Source organism: Gaoshiqia sp. US2 (assembly GCF_059705485.1).
The window spans coordinates 4155429-4173692 of the sequence record NZ_AP048550.1 but is presented as its reverse complement, the minus strand read 5'-3'; the positions used below and the strand labels follow the sequence as shown (position 1 = coordinate 4173692).

At 42.4% G+C, this 18264-nt stretch carries 10 protein-coding genes and 1 pseudogene; all 11 read right to left on the bottom strand.

Annotation, left to right across the window (positions count from 1 at the left end; translation table 11 throughout):
- Positions 1 to 93: 93 nt before the first annotated feature.
- Positions 94 to 1491 (bottom strand): IS1380 family transposase, encoded by a 1398-nt coding sequence (locus AC6H3C_RS16550; RefSeq protein ID WP_497515887.1) that lies wholly within the window; start codon positions 1489 to 1491, stop codon positions 94 to 96.
- A 151-nt stretch (positions 1492 to 1642) separates the two neighbouring features.
- Positions 1643 to 2266, bottom strand: coding sequence for a hypothetical protein (locus AC6H3C_RS16545; protein WP_497516522.1), 624 nt, complete (start codon positions 2264 to 2266; stop codon positions 1643 to 1645).
- Between the two features lie 229 nt (positions 2267 to 2495).
- A complete protein-coding gene (locus AC6H3C_RS16540; protein WP_497516521.1) occupies positions 2496 to 3962 on the bottom strand; it encodes an ISNCY family transposase in 1467 nt (488 codons plus the stop codon).
- A gap of 137 nt (positions 3963 to 4099) precedes the next feature.
- Positions 4100 to 6289: pseudogene (locus tag AC6H3C_RS16535) on the bottom strand (glycosyl hydrolase 115 family protein); the annotation flags it as partial.
- Between the two features lie 18 nt (positions 6290 to 6307).
- Positions 6308 to 6886, bottom strand: coding sequence for a hypothetical protein (locus AC6H3C_RS16530; protein WP_497516520.1), 579 nt, complete (start codon positions 6884 to 6886; stop codon positions 6308 to 6310).
- A 32-nt stretch (positions 6887 to 6918) separates the two neighbouring features.
- On the bottom strand, positions 6919 to 7155 hold the full coding sequence (locus AC6H3C_RS16525; RefSeq protein WP_497516519.1) for a hypothetical protein: 237 nt from the start codon (positions 7153 to 7155) through the stop codon (positions 6919 to 6921).
- A gap of 328 nt (positions 7156 to 7483) precedes the next feature.
- On the bottom strand, positions 7484 to 8881 hold the full coding sequence (locus AC6H3C_RS16520) for an IS1380 family transposase (RefSeq protein WP_497515887.1): 1398 nt from the start codon (positions 8879 to 8881) through the stop codon (positions 7484 to 7486).
- Positions 8882 to 8960: 79 nt separating this feature from the next.
- Positions 8961 to 10742, bottom strand: a complete 1782-nt coding sequence (locus tag AC6H3C_RS16515; RefSeq protein ID WP_497516518.1) for a beta-galactosidase — start codon at positions 10740 to 10742, stop codon at positions 8961 to 8963.
- 160 nt (positions 10743 to 10902) lie between these two features.
- Positions 10903 to 13908, bottom strand: coding sequence for a glycoside hydrolase family 2 TIM barrel-domain containing protein (locus tag AC6H3C_RS16510; protein ID WP_497516517.1), 3006 nt, complete (start codon positions 13906 to 13908; stop codon positions 10903 to 10905).
- A gap of 34 nt (positions 13909 to 13942) precedes the next feature.
- Positions 13943 to 15199: a glycoside hydrolase family 28 protein gene (locus AC6H3C_RS16505; RefSeq protein WP_497516516.1), complete on the bottom strand. Its 1257-nt coding sequence runs from the start codon at positions 15197 to 15199 to the stop codon at positions 13943 to 13945.
- Between the two features lie 91 nt (positions 15200 to 15290).
- Positions 15291 to 18182, bottom strand: coding sequence for a glycosyl hydrolase (locus AC6H3C_RS16500; protein ID WP_497516515.1), 2892 nt, complete (start codon positions 18180 to 18182; stop codon positions 15291 to 15293).
- Between the last annotated feature and the right edge of the window lie 82 nt (positions 18183 to 18264).

The following is an 18264-nucleotide window of genomic DNA, read 5'->3' as shown; positions in this document are numbered from 1 at the left end:
TTGTGTGTATTTTCTTCACAGAACATAGGTATTTTATCTTGTGCTTTGCAAGTGCCTGATTAATATGTATTTTTGAATATAGTTGGGTTGTTGCTAACGGCGCAACTGTCCGATTTCGAGGAAGTAATTCTCAAGCAGTTTGGCTTGCGGGCATGAAGCTGGAAATTCCACTTTTATTTTTGTCTTCATTTGTCTAACCTGGGCAGCAATTTTAATGAACCTTTCACGTAATGTCTTCATCGTAACAGCTGCCAACCCCTTTGTTTTTAGCATGTTCTCCTGCAACGAGTGCATCAGCACATAAGCGGCTGAATGCAAGAATAACCTGAACTGATTGGCATAAAAGCTATTGCACGACATCCGGCCTGATTGCAGGTAGTTTTTGTGGTCTTTGATATTGAGTTCCATCCTGCCCCGTCCGCAGTACCCTTGTTCGTAAAGTGCCTTTGTCCGGTATTCCCAAAGGTCGGTTACAATAAAACGAATATTGGATCCTTTGCTTGTCACTTCGATTTTAACAATCACGCGTTGCTGGTTTTCCCAACTACCCGCTTTGTAGCCAAATGAGTGATAACGCTTTATGGGTTTGGCATATCTGGCAAATTCATTTTCGCAACTCTTTACAAGAGTTTCAACACTCGAATTCAATACGCTGTTTCCGGTCAAGCCAGTTATAAAATGGATATTGGGTTGTCCAACGCACCAGTCCATCAACTCTTTGCTGCAAAAGTGGCTGTCGCCCCGAACAATGATCACCGTATTTTTCCACGATTTGCGCAAATGGGCAACAAGCCTTTTGAGTATCCCAAAAACATTGGCACTTTTGCTGCGCCTGCCTGGTTTGAGTATGGTGGTAATCAGTTTTCCCGACAAGCCTTCATAAATGTGAAGGGGCATGTAGCAATACTCTCCGTAATAGTTATTGAACAGGGTTAACTGCTGCCCCCCGTGGGTATCAATGTTGGTGTCATCGCAATCGATAATAATCACAGGAGGTTCCGAAGGGTAGGATTCAATAAACTTATTGGCAAAGGCATACGCGATGTTGTACAGTTCACTGGCTCTTGGGGTGTTCTCAAAACGGGTCATAGTTGATTGAGATGCCAAGGCATTCCCTGTCATGGGCAAACGTCCAACACTCATTTTCAGGATCGTGTCATCGCGCAAGGTATTGCAATCATTGGCATCTTCATATCCAGCAACAATCTGATATACCCGCTGTGCAGCAATCTCTTCCAAAGAGTGGTCAACATAGCTTTGATGCCGGGTGTCCTCAATACAAGTAACCAGCGACTTGATGATGCCAATCCGGCTCTCGATATCTTTGACCAACAGCAAACCACCATCTGAAGAAATCTCAGATGCAGTAAAACTTACCTCAATACGCTTATTGTCAATTGGTTGTAAATCGAAGAGTTTTCCCTGGCAAATTGCAACGTCTGTTTGCTTGTCCAGAGTTTTTTCGGTAATTTTATTTTCTGAAGAGCTCATGGAAATACGGTTGTAAGACGCTGTAAGATAGTAATTTATCTTTAATTTTCGTGAGCTTTTCTTCGTTTTTGTGAATTATTCAGGATAAAGATTTCCATACATTCTTCATAACACAAAAATATTTTCACAAAAGGGTTATTAGAACAAATCATTACCTGTTGTTTTGTATCTCAGGTCCTGAGTAACCCGGTTTCAACCCTCCAAAATCAATTAAAATCCGGTCAACATTTACGGATGGATCAGTTCCCCATAATTTTAGTGTATAGTTTCCCGGAGACAATTGCAGATTGCCTTTTCCAAGCATCCGGCTTTCAAGCACATTTGATTGCCAGGTTTTTGAACCATCTTCACCCATATTGAATGTTATCCATTGTGGCTCTCCATCATCAATACTTATAGCGCACCTGAGGATTTTCAGTTTGTTTATTGGAAAGGCAGGAACTGCTTCCAGAATTACCTGTGCGACACCTCCTTCAACAACAGCAATCTCATATTCCAGTAGCGGGCATTCGGAACTAATTTGTTTCAAATTGTCGATATACCAACCTGTCATGGGCTTTAAAAGCATGGCCGAACCACTTCGTCCCAGGCCAACAACAGGGTGCCAATCAGCAACATTTCCTATTCTTTTTTGGGTATAGCCGCTTGCCAATATGGTAATTACACCGTTATCTTCTACATAAGCATTGGCGGGAACAGAACGGTTTTGGTTTAACGCAGCTACTTCGACCCTGTAAGATTGTTCTGTACCGGAAATTTCAATATAGCCCTCCATATCACTATATAGTGTCTTTAAGAAAACTACCCGTTTTTTTCGAAAGGTGTACATAATTATATGTAATCGGCTTGTTTTTTCGGTTACTACCACTAAATTTTTTAGCCTGTTAATTGGTTGCCGTAATTTTCGCCACCGAAAATTGGGTTTTCGGTGTAATTTTTTAGTTTCCAGGCATAATTCTCCCTTTCATGTTTAATTTTCATGTTTTTTCCTTGAACCGATTTTACTAAGCAGCTTTCCTAATCTGCTTGGTGGGCGCTTCAAGCGCTTCACGCTCCAACTTCAGGATTTGTTTCCCAATTTTCTTGAGGTTGTAGGCGCACACGCCCAACCCGATGTACTTTTTAAAATGCGCATAACTCCGGTCGGGACAACGGTCGAGCCCCCGGTGTTCCAATTCGTTGATGTTTGATTCGATCGCGCTGTGCTTGTTTTTCAGTTTTTTAAATGACCTGCTGCGTTCTTCCTTTTTCTCTTTTTTGTTGCGCTTCCCAAGTTTGAGGATGATAACCTGGTCAACTTCCAACTGAAGGGTTTCCTTGTTTTCTTTTAACCAGTAGCCTTTGTCGAAGCTCCACGATGCGACTTTATGTTCTGTTAAAATCCTGTCGGCCATTTCGATAACAATGTCCCGGTCTTGTTGTTGTTCCATTATTTGGTAATCCACGATCAGCCCCCACTGGTCGGTGGTGATGTTCAGTTTTTTGCCCAGTTCAACACTGGGGTTCATCTTCCCTTTTGTAATCCACTCGGTGTAGGTTTCAAATACCGAAAACATCTTTTCTTCATGCGGAATGGTTTCGCCTTTTAATATACGCCTGTCGACCAGGTCAATATGCTTTTCAAGAAGTTCCATGTAGTGCTCCAACGTAATGATCAATACCAGATCGCCCATGTCCGTTAGCGGGAAACCGGACTTTTCTTCGTTTAGTTTTTTGAGCAATAACCTTGATTTATTGAGGTATTCTTCGGCCGCGGCAACTACTTTTTCTTTCTTGTTTTTGCCTCCTGAACGGTTGGCATGGCCCAAATTGCGCATCAACTTTTTCAACTCTGTACGCCAATTGCCGATCTTGCGCCAACCTCCAATATCCTTATGTTTGTTCATTATCCTTGAAACGGTGCCGATGCATTTTCGGGCACAGTCCCACAACAGGTTGTAGTCTGTGGGGAAATGAACATTGCTTTCAACAACAAAACTATCTGATTTTAAGCGCAATGCTGTATGTTCTTTTTTTTTAAACACCTCTCCATGCCCAAAATCCAGGATTACCTTGTTTAATTCCCAAACCATTTCATCGCTAAGCAGGGCGACATTGTCATAAATATTCTGGTATTCAAACTCGATACGTTCAAAACCAAAGCCCTTTTCTACGCCCATCAAACACCGCATATTGTGGTGGTTGTTTGCCTGATCGTGCAACACATCATAACTTAAATTCAAACACAAGCGAACCTGGGCCAAAACAAAAATACTCCATAGGTCCATTCCTGTCCTTCCCGTATTTTTCTTCCCGGAATTGATATGATCTTCCAAAATACTGAATATCTCTTCGTTGTATTTCTTGTTGCAATAGATCGCCTTCAACGCTGCTAAAAGTTGATCTAAAGCATTCTTGCTTTTGGGATTAATATAAGTAGCTTCGATTGGCAATTGCCCTAACCCCAATTGTTGTTCGAATCTTTTTCTCATGGTTCAATCTTTTTTTGTCAAGTGGTCAAAATATCCTATCCTCATGTAATAATACCCTGAATATCTGCACTATAATCAACTTATCAAAACAATTAACCCAAAAGATTCAAAAAAGATATCAATACTATATTGTTGATCTATAAATTATTGCAGGTTTTCTTAGAGACACTATATAAGGGAGCTTTGTCATAATTGATCGTAATCCATATGCGCTCCGAGCTTTCACGCAATGAGCCTTTTTGTTTACTCGTTTCGATCCAAGGAGCGCTCGCACTTGCAACCCACTCCTCTACATTCTTTCCCAAACTATAGATGTCAATAAAAAAAGCCTGCTGAGTGAATCTGTTAAACTTTGGAAGAACATTGTTGGTAGTAAAATCGAATTGATGGCGCTGGCCTTTCTGGATGAATTCTATACCGTAAAGTTTTGCTCCGTCTTCTCCGGGATAAATGGTTAACCTGTTCCAGCCGGGATTCAGCACAACATCCATAACCTTTAGGCTATCTGTAATCCCCACAAAATCTTTAGTTTGTACAGGAGCTTTGTCGTTAAATTCTACCCACCAGGAGTCACTGTTTGAATCAGGGTGGTCAACTGATAAGTACAGGGTATGCTCACCTCCGGGCACATCGTCAAAATAAAAATCAAAGACCGCTTTCGATGGGGTGTTGATCGCATACGGGATGGCATCCCACCTTGGGGCAAGAACAAGCTGTTTTTCGTTTCCTTTTGGCCAGATCAGGTATGCTTTGCTCTGGCTATCCTCGGCAACTATCAGCTCTCCGGCAACCTTTGCCTCGGCACTGCTCATTTGTAAAACGGAGTTTCTTGTTGTGATTTTAGGCAGAGAACCCTTTTCTGGCTTTAACGGTCGTGAGTGCCCTTCGATGGCTACTCCAAGCCCCTCCACATCATTGTTCTCGATACGCGCGGTGATTGGTTCAAAAAACACCGAAGATCCACCTTTGAACCCGGGTTTATAGCTGGTCATGTGGTTCCATTTCCCATTTGTAATGTCCTCATTATACCGGCGAGTCAATTCTTTTATTTTGTCGAATGCATGAAAGGCCGAATCGCTGTAGGCATTGGCAACTGCTCTGCCCTGTTTTGCATATTCGCGGCTTTTGAAAGCATACAACCACTTTTCGTTCATTGCAGTGGCTCCGGCAATCGGATAATATATCAACTGGAAATAAGTATCCGATACTTTCTCGGGAAGCTTTTTAGCCAATTGTTCTGCTATGGAACGCAGTTCCTGGTAAGAGCGAATACGGCGTTCGACTTCATCGCCATAATTCCACAGGCTAAACAGCGGATCTTTTATCAGTGGCCATCCAGCCCACTGGCTTTCCGAGAAGCCCATGAACTCGGGTTTTCGCTCGGTGGCAAGCCTGTAGTATTCCCACATCAGGCTCGAAATTTCGATAGAATATTGCGGAGAAATATCTCGTGCAGCGACTTTTTCAAAATAGCTCTCAATGTTATTGGCCGTCCACAATTTCTCGCCCCATGCTAAATCCAGAAAGAACTCCATTTCCCATTCGCGTCGTTTTAGGTCGCCTACATTGGCTATCCATATTTGGTCCATATTGTGCAGGCGTGCCCGGGTCATTTCGCGCCAAACAAGCGCGGGTGATGTTGGAGAAAGCCAGAGATAGGGATGCGGCGCTCCCAGATAAGAAAGGTGATAGTAAACACCTCCGCGTCCACTTCTGTTTTGTTCGTACTCATTGGAGAAACGGCGGATATACCCGTGATTGTCGTCGGCCCACATCAGTGTGGCATCATCGGGCAACTTTAAACCGGCATTATATTGCTCTAAAACCTCCTTATATGGGATAAATACCTGCGGAATTTTATCAGCAGGTTTTCCAATATGGCTACTTAATATACCACGTTGATCATCTATAATTTTTTCTACCAAGCTAGCCCCTTCTTCGGGTGTGCTAATGCCCTGCATCTTGGAATCATGAATTCCTCGCAACCCCATCGTATAAATGTTCTCATATTGAGCTGCATGCTTAACGCGATTTTCCAGCACTTCAAGAATCCGATCTTTGTTTAGTTTATAATCCCAGGGACCATCCCTGCGGGAGTTCCATTCCGAACCGGCATTGTTAAACAAAAGCGGCTCAGCATGACTCGACCCGATCACGATACCATACCGGTGGGCTATTTCCCTGTTTTCGGGTATCAACTGAAACGATTTGGTATTGGGGTGCATGGCCGGCCAAATATGATTGGCACGCAAACGAAGTAGTAATTCAAAAACTTTTTCATAGGTTTTCGGGCCAATATCGCCAAATTCCGGATCGAAGGTTTTCTTCGCCCAAGGCCATAAGCCCTAGCCTTCATCATTCAGAAAAATTCCCCGGTATTTGACCTGCGGTTCACCTTCCTTATAAAGGTCTCCCGGCAATTCCAAAACTTTCCTTTTTTCCGGTTGAACGTCGGCCCACCAACACCATGGTGAAACGCCAATCGATCGACTGAGTTCCATCAATCCGTAGGCAGTGCCGCGTGGATCGCTCCCAACCACGTATAATATGTATTTACCTTCATCTTGAATGACTTTCAGAATGTATGTTTCCCACTTTCCTTTTAAGCTTTCGATGTCAATTCCATTGGCTGCACATTCCTTGTCAAAATCAAGATTTAACCCCAAAGTTCCCACCTTGATTTGATAAGGAGAATCACTCGTTGATTTTACATCAGGGATACGGCCAGTAACGGCAAATACATCGTTTGCAAACAAATCGCCGGCAGTATGAACTAATCTATTTTCGCCTGTATATATCACCAAATCAGCAACCTTTTCAGGGTTTGAAACAACAAAAGGCTCATCTGCTTTTACAGTGGTTGATAAAAACAGGAGCAAAACGATACAAATTGAGAAAAGGAAACGGAAAGCGAAAAACTTCATGTTCGTTGATTTAGTTTGTCATCATATTAAAATCATTCTTCTTCAATAATTTGGACACCCCATGGCTCTATAGCTAGTTGTTCATTTTGCTTGACAATCCGATCGGTGGTCAACTCTTTTCCCGAGGAATATTTATACAATACCGAATCAGCGTTCGAAGAATAGTTATAATAGAAATGGACTGTTTTGCCAAAATCGTTGATTCCCTGTTTGGTAATAAGTGGCCAATGAACTTTCTGGTCCTCGGTTTTAATCCCCGCACGCTCCATAGCTGACAACAGAATTTTTTCCTGCAATTCATCGGAAGGGCGACAACCTTCGTACAGAAGTGAACCTTTTCCAAATTGATTTAACCTGAATAATTCATAAACTTTAAAAAGGTGAATATTTGATTTTTTCAGCCGTGGGATTTAATAACCCATATGCTGAAAAGAAAATTTGTTGTCTGCGATTGTTTTCGATTGGTCATTTTAGAGGTTGGCCTGTTTAGTTTTAGACCAAAAATTGTGTGTATTTTCTTCACAGAACATAGGTATTTTATCTTGTGCTTTGCAAGTGCCTGATTAATATGTATTTTTGAATATAGTTGGGTTGTTGCTAACGGCGCAACTGTCCGATTTCGAGGAAGTAATTCTCAAGCAGTTTGGCTTGCGGGCATGAAGCTGGAAATTCCACTTTTATTTTTGTCTTCATTTGTCTAACCTGGGCAGCAATTTTAATGAACCTTTCACGTAATGTCTTCATCGTAACAGCTGCCAACCCCTTTGTTTTTAGCATGTTCTCCTGCAACGAGTGCATCAGCACATAAGCGGCTGAATGCAAGAATAACCTGAACTGATTGGCATAAAAGCTATTGCACGACATCCGGCCTGATTGCAGGTAGTTTTTGTGGTCTTTGATATTGAGTTCCATCCTGCCCCGTCCGCAGTACCCTTGTTCGTAAAGTGCCTTTGTCCGGTATTCCCAAAGGTCGGTTACAATAAAACGAATATTGGATCCTTTGCTTGTCACTTCGATTTTAACAATCACGCGTTGCTGGTTTTCCCAACTACCCGCTTTGTAGCCAAATGAGTGATAACGCTTTATGGGTTTGGCATATCTGGCAAATTCATTTTCGCAACTCTTTACAAGAGTTTCAACACTCGAATTCAATACGCTGTTTCCGGTCAAGCCAGTTATAAAATGGATATTGGGTTGTCCAACGCACCAGTCCATCAACTCTTTGCTGCAAAAGTGGCTGTCGCCCCGAACAATGATCACCGTATTTTTCCACGATTTGCGCAAATGGGCAACAAGCCTTTTGAGTATCCCAAAAACATTGGCACTTTTGCTGCGCCTGCCTGGTTTGAGTATGGTGGTAATCAGTTTTCCCGACAAGCCTTCATAAATGTGAAGGGGCATGTAGCAATACTCTCCGTAATAGTTATTGAACAGGGTTAACTGCTGCCCCCCGTGGGTATCAATGTTGGTGTCATCGCAATCGATAATAATCACAGGAGGTTCCGAAGGGTAGGATTCAATAAACTTATTGGCAAAGGCATACGCGATGTTGTACAGTTCACTGGCTCTTGGGGTGTTCTCAAAACGGGTCATAGTTGATTGAGATGCCAAGGCATTCCCTGTCATGGGCAAACGTCCAACACTCATTTTCAGGATCGTGTCATCGCGCAAGGTATTGCAATCATTGGCATCTTCATATCCAGCAACAATCTGATATACCCGCTGTGCAGCAATCTCTTCCAAAGAGTGGTCAACATAGCTTTGATGCCGGGTGTCCTCAATACAAGTAACCAGCGACTTGATGATGCCAATCCGGCTCTCGATATCTTTGACCAACAGCAAACCACCATCTGAAGAAATCTCAGATGCAGTAAAACTTACCTCAATACGCTTATTGTCAATTGGTTGTAAATCGAAGAGTTTTCCCTGGCAAATTGCAACGTCTGTTTGCTTGTCCAGAGTTTTTTCGGTAATTTTATTTTCTGAAGAGCTCATGGAAATACGGTTGTAAGACGCTGTAAGATAGTAATTTATCTTTAATTTTCGTGAGCTTTTCTTCGTTTTTGTGAATTATTCAGGTTAAAGTAATTGCCGGATAGTTCCCATAAAAAGGATGATCGTAAAATGCGATCGTTTGGGCAGTCTCTGGAATGATCAGTTCAGCCCATTCTGTAACTGAATTTTTAGCTTCAGAAACATCATACGGATTTGTTTTCAACTTCAGCTCTTTAATATTGGCAAACTCCTGGTAAAAGAACCCACATACCTCACGGAGTGGACCGGGCGCAATCACAGGGCGCACCATGGAGTTTTCATCACAAAAACCGTTTTTAAACATCATGACCACATGACCACCTTTTTTCACATAGTCGGAGATAGCCGTCAAAAGCGAATCAGAAGCAACATAAAGCGGAGGGATAATCACCAGTTTATAATTCATTAGATCAGGCTTTTCAGCAAAAACATAGTCAACGGCCATACTGTTGTTATATAGCATCCTATGCAATTGATCTGTCTGAGCGCGATAAACATCTTCCCCGTCTTTGTAGGGCATAATATTTAGTGCATGATTCGAATCATAACTGTAAAGTATCGCTACTTCTGGTTTTATTTTCAGGTTCACCAGATGACTTCCAATTTTTTTCAGCTCCAAAGCTGTTTTTTTCATTTCACTGTAAATGCGATTTGGTTCCAAATCGTGCGATAGAATTCCTTTCCAGTATGTTTCCTGTCCATAATGAATGGAATGCCAATGCCAATAGGCAACCATATTTGCACCTGATCCAATATTTGAATATACATTTAAACGCAACTGTCCATCATACGGAGGATGTTGATCTTTTGAATTCCAGCCTATGGTCTGCCCGGTTGTCTCAGTAACCAGGTAATTACAGTTTTTTACAGAACGTATATAATCTCCTGCCATCGCATATTCTGCGCCGGAACAATTGTCTTGTGCTGGTGGATATTTATTCAGTCCAAGAATATCCATAGCACGGCTGGTCGCCGGTTTGTCTATTTCAGGAGTTGTCATAAAGCAATGTGTTACAAACTGGTCAGGACGTTTGTATTCATCGACAATCTTTGTTTGCCAGGTCAGGAAATCAGCAATCGATTTCATTTTAAACCTTTCCCACTCCAATTTATAGCCTGTATTGGTAACTCCGTCTCGTTCCGGGAATTCGTCCCAATCGTTCATGGCCATTCCCCAATAATTCAAGCCCCAGACCTTGTTAATGTTTTTGATTGAGCCAAATTTACTTTTCAGATAGTTCTCAAAGCTAACCTGAAAATCACGATTGTTGACTCCCCTGGTTAAGGTTTCGTTATCAACCTGAAACCCGATAACGGCAGGATGTTTTGAATAGCGTTCGGCTATCTTCCGGATAATCCGTTCGGAATAGAAAAGGTAAGTGGCGTTGGTAATATCAACATTTTGCCTGATCCCATAATGAGCTTTCGAACCACCTGCATACTCGATCAAAATTTCGGGATACTTGTGCCATAACCAAGGCGGAATGGAATAGGTTGGTGTACCAACAATAACCTTAATTCCGCTTTTGTGTAACCGGTCGATAATGCGATCCATCCATTCAAATTCAAATTTTCCTTCCTGAGGTTCGAATCCACTCCAGGATGACTCAGCTAACCTGACAACGGAGACACCCGCTTCCTGCATCATTTGAACATCTTTCTCAAGGCGTTCGTAGGGCATATATTCGTGGTAGTACGAAACGCCGTAAAGAACATTGTCAAATCTTATTTGGGCATTGGATTGTTGTATCGAGATTAAGAAAGTAATTAAAAACACATATCGCATGTATCTTCTTTGAAATTTTCCGTTTAGAATACTCATACTTCTATTTTTATTATGTTATATTATATCAGTTCAATGATTCGAAAATTGCTACTGTTCAAATTTTAAACTGCCGTGCTTGCTCTTAAAAGCTTTTTGTAATTTGCGTCAATATATATTGCTAAATATATTATTAGAACAGTGTCTTCATTTTTTCAAGTCATTGGTCATAACTATGATAGAATGGCTGACACGGCGTTGTTTTGTTTTTGTAATCACCAAACAGCATTTTAAATATTTTCGGCCATTCCGAAGTAAGGGGAATAATAGCAAAACTTCCGGCAACCGTTTTATCGTCTTGAAATGAGTACAAATCATCCGGCCAGTTATATTTATTAAAGCGACCCGACACATGTGAATTATGGCTCACCACAATACCCGCATTGATTCGCTCAACTGAGATATTTGCTTTATTGGCAATTAATGCAAATCCATTACCAATGGTATCGGAAAAAATAGCACAATCGACATCTTGCCTATTACCAGGGAAGTAAAGGTCGTTCGTATTCAAATGATAAATACCAAACTCGCTTAACCGATCTTTACCCGGATAAGTTGCATATGGCCCCTTCCCAACCCATCTAAATTCAGTAAACGAGGAAGGAACTAGAAAGGATATTCCAGTTTCTAAAGCCTCTTCTATCCCATTTGGAATAAAACTGTAAGCCACATCAATAAAACCATTATCAGAAAAATGATAAGTCACTTCCCCCGAAATATAACTTTGGTTAGAGGTGTCTGGCAAATACCGATAATCTATTGCTAGTTCCTGATCTCCCTCTGTTTTTACTTCTGCTTCTGCCTTAGTCCACAGAAATTGATTTGATATCATGTGTTTCTCATTGTTCGTTTTGTTGATAGCAGCAATTTGAGAAATGGAGGGTTTACGCCCTGTTCGGGCGTAAGGTCCTTCTTTAATCAACAGATGTCCACCTTTATTTTTCAACTGAATGCTGCCTGAATCCTTTGAAATCTCAAACCGATAATTTTCTCCCTCAATGGGATTTCCTATTTTAGTTGGCTTGGTGCCGCTTCCTTTCTTAAAATGTGCCAACATAGAGTAACTCCCACTTACTTGTATTGGATAAGTCTTCTCGTAAAACTGATAATCTGCTTTATCTTCAAATAAGAGCTTTAAGTAATAAAAAGCTGCTGTAGGTTTATCTGGTAATACAACATTTATTTTTAAGGTGGTAGTATCGTGTGGCATACAGTTCAACGGAACCGTTCCCGAACTAATGATTTGTCGGTCGGCATATAATTGCCACTTACAATTCACTTCAGTCAAATTGGTAAAATCGTATCGATTCACCAATTTTACGTTTAGATTATAGTTGCCAGACTCATACTGGAGTGTATCATCCAAAGCTTTAACCGGGCTGTAAACTTTACGAACCTGCCAGTAATCAACCTGAGGCACTCTATTGGAATACACCACCCCGTCTGCTCCCTGATTACCTCCTGTATCGTAAAAGGAATCCGACGTAGGCCAGGCATATAAAGTATAGTCATTTTTTGATATTTTTTTTGACGCTTTACGCAAAATTCCCTGATCCATAAATGACCAAACGGCTCCACCAGCCAGCTTCGGATGAACATACATTGTTTCGAAAACAGCTTCCATACTATTGAAATCAAGCCCTAAAGAATGAGCGTATTCTCCTACTATAAGCGGACGATCAATTATGGCAACATATCTTTTTAAATCAGCAGCGGTTGCGTAATGGTCATCCAATAGATCCAACGAATCGGGAATAGCTTGGAGCATTTTTTCAAATTCACTTGGATATTGTGGAAAGCAATACGGACGGGTATTGTCGAGCCTTTTTACGTACCTGCCTATTTTCAATCCTATATCCGTTATTGGATTTTCGTTCCCGACACTCCATGCAATCAGGCATGGTCGGTTTTTATCGCGCCATATAGTAGCTTTAGCACGTTGCATCAAAATAGGCAAATAGGAAGTGTCATTAAGATGCTGATCACCAAAACCGTAAGGCACTTCATTCATTACATAGAAGCCTAAAGAATCACATAATTCGAGTAGCCGGGGGTGAGGAGGGTAATGCGCAATGCGAACAAAATTAATGTTAGCTTCTTTCATCAGTTGCAGATCTTCCAGCATCTCTTCTTCAGAAATGCAACGACCATTCACCGGTGAAATATCGGGGTGGTTGATGCCCCGAAGCTTTATAGGTGCACCATTGAGTTTGAGGATGCCATCAGCCCAACTCACTTCTCTGATGCCAATACGTTCAGCATATTGTTGTATTTCAGTATTATTTTCTTTCAAAGAAATACACAAGGTATACAAATTGGGAGTTTCTGCCGTCCACAGAAGAGGATTTTCCAAAGTAATATTTTGACTAAAAGAGGCCATATCTGAGTCCGGTTTTTCGGAAATATTCGTCGTCATCGAAAAATCTTTAATCACTTTGCCGGAAGAATCCAGTAACCGAGCAGAAAGATTAAGGTTTTTGGGAAGGTCTTTGCCGAAACTTTGCTCTATCAATATATTCACAGAAAGAGTAGCTATTTTGTCACCAACAAATGTCTTTACCACCAGATCTTTAACATGGACCACCGGCAGACTAAACAATGTAACGTCTCGGAATATTCCAGTAAGCGACCAGTCGTCATTCGTATCAAACTCCCAACCTTTGGGACGAGTGATCACTTTTACCGCCAAAGTGTTCGATTTACCTGGTAAAACCAGAGAAGTGATATCGAAAATTTGCCGGTTGTAGGAACTGGCAAATTCTCCTGCATATTTACCATTCACCCACAAATAATATCCAAATGAAACTCCGTCAAAGCAGAGATATATCGGATTGCCATCCCATGATCTAGGCGTATTAAAGGTAGTGCGGTAGAGTCCTGTAGCCTCTTTCACCTCGCGACCATAAGTAAGTTCGCTGAAATCTTGCAATTCCCAGTTCCCTGGTGTTTGTATATTTGACCATTTACTAATGTCGAAATTAGGTATGTAAAACAGAGAATCTACTCCCATTTCGGAAGAGGGCAAGTATTTGAATTTCCATATTCCGTTGAGCAATATCTTGTCATTTACATCGCCTGAGTTTGGCAAAAGCACTTGGGCAAACAAACTGTTGCAGGCTAAGATCAATCCGATGGTAGCTGCCGAAATCATGCACTTTAACGTCATACTTATATTTTTATGTTGTAACTATCTGACCATATTATTTCAAAACCAGAGGGATTCCGTTCACCACAACATTTTCTGTTTTAATATATGGATACCCAATTGTTTTTAGAGTAGGAGCTACGGCATTGGCTGTAATGTTCCTGAATACAATATCCGAGATCTTATCATCCGGGTTCCCTTTTATATCACCCACCCTGTCGCATTTCACATTGATGTTTGAAAAAGTGATGTTGCGCACTGTACCGAATGGTTTTTCTGTACTATCCTTCAAATTGAAAAACTGTTTCCAGGGAGCTAAAGCAATAAGCAATCCGCAACTGCCTGTGATGCCTTCAATTGTAATATCTTCATAAACTTGGTAAGTATCAGGCCGCATCTTTAGTCGCAGAATAGATGTTTTATTTTCTACTTTGCAATTCCGCATCACAATATTGCGGGCATGAATACATTCACTGCCCATTGTAAGAACACCATGAGATTCACCGAATGAACAGTTTTCGATAAGAATTTCTTCAACAATACCATTCTGGGGGTGCTTATGAGCATCGGATCCTTTACCTCCTTTTATTGCAATAGCATCATCGTTGACGGCAATGTAACAGTTTCGGATAATAACATTTGAACAAACATCCAAATCAATGCCATCGGTACTTGGAGCAGGCACTGGCGAGAATGGAGAACGAATGTCGCAACCCTCAATCAAAACATTGGTACACTGGTATAAATGAGTAGTCCAAAATCCGGAGTTGCGCAGATTGACGTTTTGAATGGTTACGTTATTACATCCCCAAATAAAAATCAGTCGTGGCCGATGCACTTCCAAGTTTGTCCAAGGTTTACCTGCTTGATTCATGGTATCGCGGTGCAACCAGAAGTTTTTCCAGAACCGAAGACCGTTGCCATCAATGGTGCCAGGACCTGCAATGTTAAAACTGTCCACATAATAAGCATTGATTAGAGCTGCATAATAAAGTTGGTTTTGCCCTTCCATACGGGAGGGAATCAGCGGATAATCGGCAATATCATCAGAACCTTTTAACACTGCGCCCTCTTCCAAACGCAATTTTGTATTCGGTTTAAAAAACAAGGCTCCTGAATGATAAACACCTTTCGGAATAACTACAGTTCCACCACCATCAGATTCGGCCTTATCAATTACCGATTGAATTGCGGCAGTGTTCATCGTGGTACTGTCAGTGCCAACTCCATATTCTGTTATAATAAAATCACGTGAAAAAGCAGATAATGCAATTGTTATCAGGCCAAGAGTATAAAGTATTCTTAGATTCATAATTCTTTACTTAAATATAAATCTTCATTTCTTGTTTTAACCGAGTCGTTGTCTGCTGTTTAGTCGCTTCACCACTCACAGTTAAATCATTCTATTTATTTTCGACAACACTTTCCAATTTCACAGGACCAAGCAAACCAGAGGGTAACAAATCAGAATCTTCAGTAAAGAATTTAAATGATACAAAGGTGTAGCGACCTTGTGACGGACGAGGTTTTCCCTCGGCAAGCCATTCAGGCTCTGATGCGAGCATACGCCCAATTACCGGATTGCCGGGAGCGTAGGGATAATTGAACGGTTCACCCCATTCTGCATCATCCGGTTCATGCTCATCCCCGATCATGCGATTAGGCCAAAGATTTGTTACACGGATTTCCAATTGGTTTTTGCCTGGGTTCAGCGCGTGGCTAATGTCTGTTCGAAAAGGCGGCTTCCACAAGGTTCCACAGTTTTTGCCGTTTACAATTACCTCGACAATATTTTTGACAGAACCCAATTCCAAATTGACAGTCGTATTGGTGCCATCGAACGAAGAAGGCAGCTCGACATCTTTCAGGTAAGTTGCAGTCCCCGAGAAATATTTTACGCCTGCGTCAGTGTTTTCAGTCCACGACACGAGTTGGTTCAACATGATGCTTTCGGGCGCTCCCCATCCGGTCGGGAAACGAAGCTCCCATGGTCCCTTCACTTCAAGAATATCCGGTTTCGGGGCGGGCGGTTTCTGCAAGCCGGGACCAGCCTTTTCTATCATCTGGTTAAACACGACAAAGACCGAGCCCCTTGGATTGAGTTCCAGCATCACTTCCGTTCGTCCGTCAGTATTCTGCCAATACGAAGCAGTTTCCTGCAACCCGGTATCGGCATACCAAAGTTCCGGTAGCCGACCAGACACACGAAACGACGCAGTGATTTCAACCGCCTGATCTTTTTGGTTGGAAATGAAATAAATATCGCCGTCATCCTCGCAACGATGTATCCATTTGATTCCAGAGTAATCGCTCAACTGAATGTCTGGTTGGACGCCAATTTCACCAAGCACTTCTTCCAGCGATTTTCCCCAAAAGACTTTTCCGTTTCCGAAACTTTGTTCTTTCACAGAGACTCCATCACAATCACCCCAGACCTCTTCACCAATCTTTTTTATCTCGGCATCGCTGGCGGGGTAATCCTCCAGACCAACTGATTTAATTGGCTTGGGCCCAACTACGACTGCACCATCTTTCACAAGCTGACGAATTTTACTTGCTATTGGTACTGGCATACTTTGAGATTCCGGCAATACGAGTACCCGGTAACTCATGCCACCGGGCAAAACGAGTTTCCCATCCTGAACGGTCACGTCAGACATAAATACCCGCTCCCCGCATTCATCGCCTGCATACCCAGCCGGACGACTGTTGGTCTCGTCCCCGAACAAACTTAAGTAGCATATGTCCCCAACGAACAAGCCCCGTTGCAAAAGGGATTGGCAACGTGTCAGGTATGCGATCCATTCCGGTCCACCATGTTCCCACCATGTTTGGCCTGGCGAAAACTGTGTCCCCCACTTACCAAACGACATGCCGGGTTTGACATCAGGCCACGGATTCTGTGCTGCAGCATGAAGCATCAGCTTGTTAACGCCCTCACTAAAGGCACGATCTCCGACAGCCTTAAGGGCATATGGATCATCCTGCCAGGCAGAAAGCGGCCAACAGGTGAACCCTTCAGCAATTACGAGTGGCTTCCCTAAAGTATGTGCTGCTGATGCTACGGGTAACACTGAATTCCATCCCCAGTTGGGCCTAGTCCAGAATTCGCATGAGAGTTGACTTTGACCTCCGCTAACAGAATGAGTGTCGAACGGGCCATGGTAGGGTTGTACCAATAGGTTCATTCCTGGAGTTTGTCGTGCCAGCTCGTCCATAAAAAGATAATAATTGTCCGCAAAAAGATCGGCAATCGTTTTCTTCCAATCATATTTGAACCGTTCGGTCACCGCCATGGATCCAACCGTTTTACCTGCCAGAACGGGCATCCAAGGCAATAGATCATAGCCGCGGAGTCTTTTGAAGTCGGCGAACATCGAAGGTGTCCAATCCTGTGGCCCCGCTTCATAGCTATCAATTTCTATTTGGTTGAAGGTTGTACCTGCATTTTTTCCAGCGATGTCTATCAGCATGGTCGGGTACCCTTCCCAATATCGGTTCACAGCAGCGCGACTCAATTTGTCGCATTCCAGCCCGACACCTGACAGCGGGGCTGTGCTCCCATTGGTCTTCCCTGTTGTTGTATGTCCAAAACGAAGTATAATCCACTGGCCTGCCGGTGCATCCCACTTCACTTCACCATTTTCGTTCATCCTAGTGGTGAGATCAACAACACTTGTTACTGGTACGATAGGTTGAGCTGGTAACGCGAGTACTGCAATGTCACGATAATAATTCCAGGTTGGATCTACTTCCGGTTGAGTAATCTTCAGAGAAAGGTCAGCAGATCCGGATATTTTCACTTCCGACCAAACTATTTTCTGCATGGAATCTTCGACTTTCACATAAGGTGCACCACTGGACGACCATCCCGGGCAATTGTGTGTACCAAAGCTCAAGCCCAGCCTGGCGCACTCATCCATGGCAAAGCGCATCAATTCTCTCCATTTGTCATTGCCTATCCGGATACTTGGGTCGTCCGCCAAAGCCTGATTCGTCCCTCCAACCTGAAAATTCATTACGCCACCTAATCCAGCCTGCTTGAATGCTTCGAGATCAGCGGTAATGCCTTCGCGGCTAACAACACCATTCATCCACTGCCAAATGATTATCGGCTTAGCCAATTCTGTCGGATTAAGAAATGCCCCTGCCAACGGGTTCTCATCCTTATCCTGAAACACAGCATGATTCGGGTTTAATCCGGTTGGACTTGGTTTCGTAAAATTTACTGGTATATTTTGTCCATTTGAGAAAACATAGACGAAGAAAAATGGGACAATCAAATTCTTCTTCAAGAATGAAAGGAAGCAATTTATATACATAAAAAGTGAAAGTTATCTAGCAGTAAGTTATCTAGCAGTAAATTATCAAGTAAGT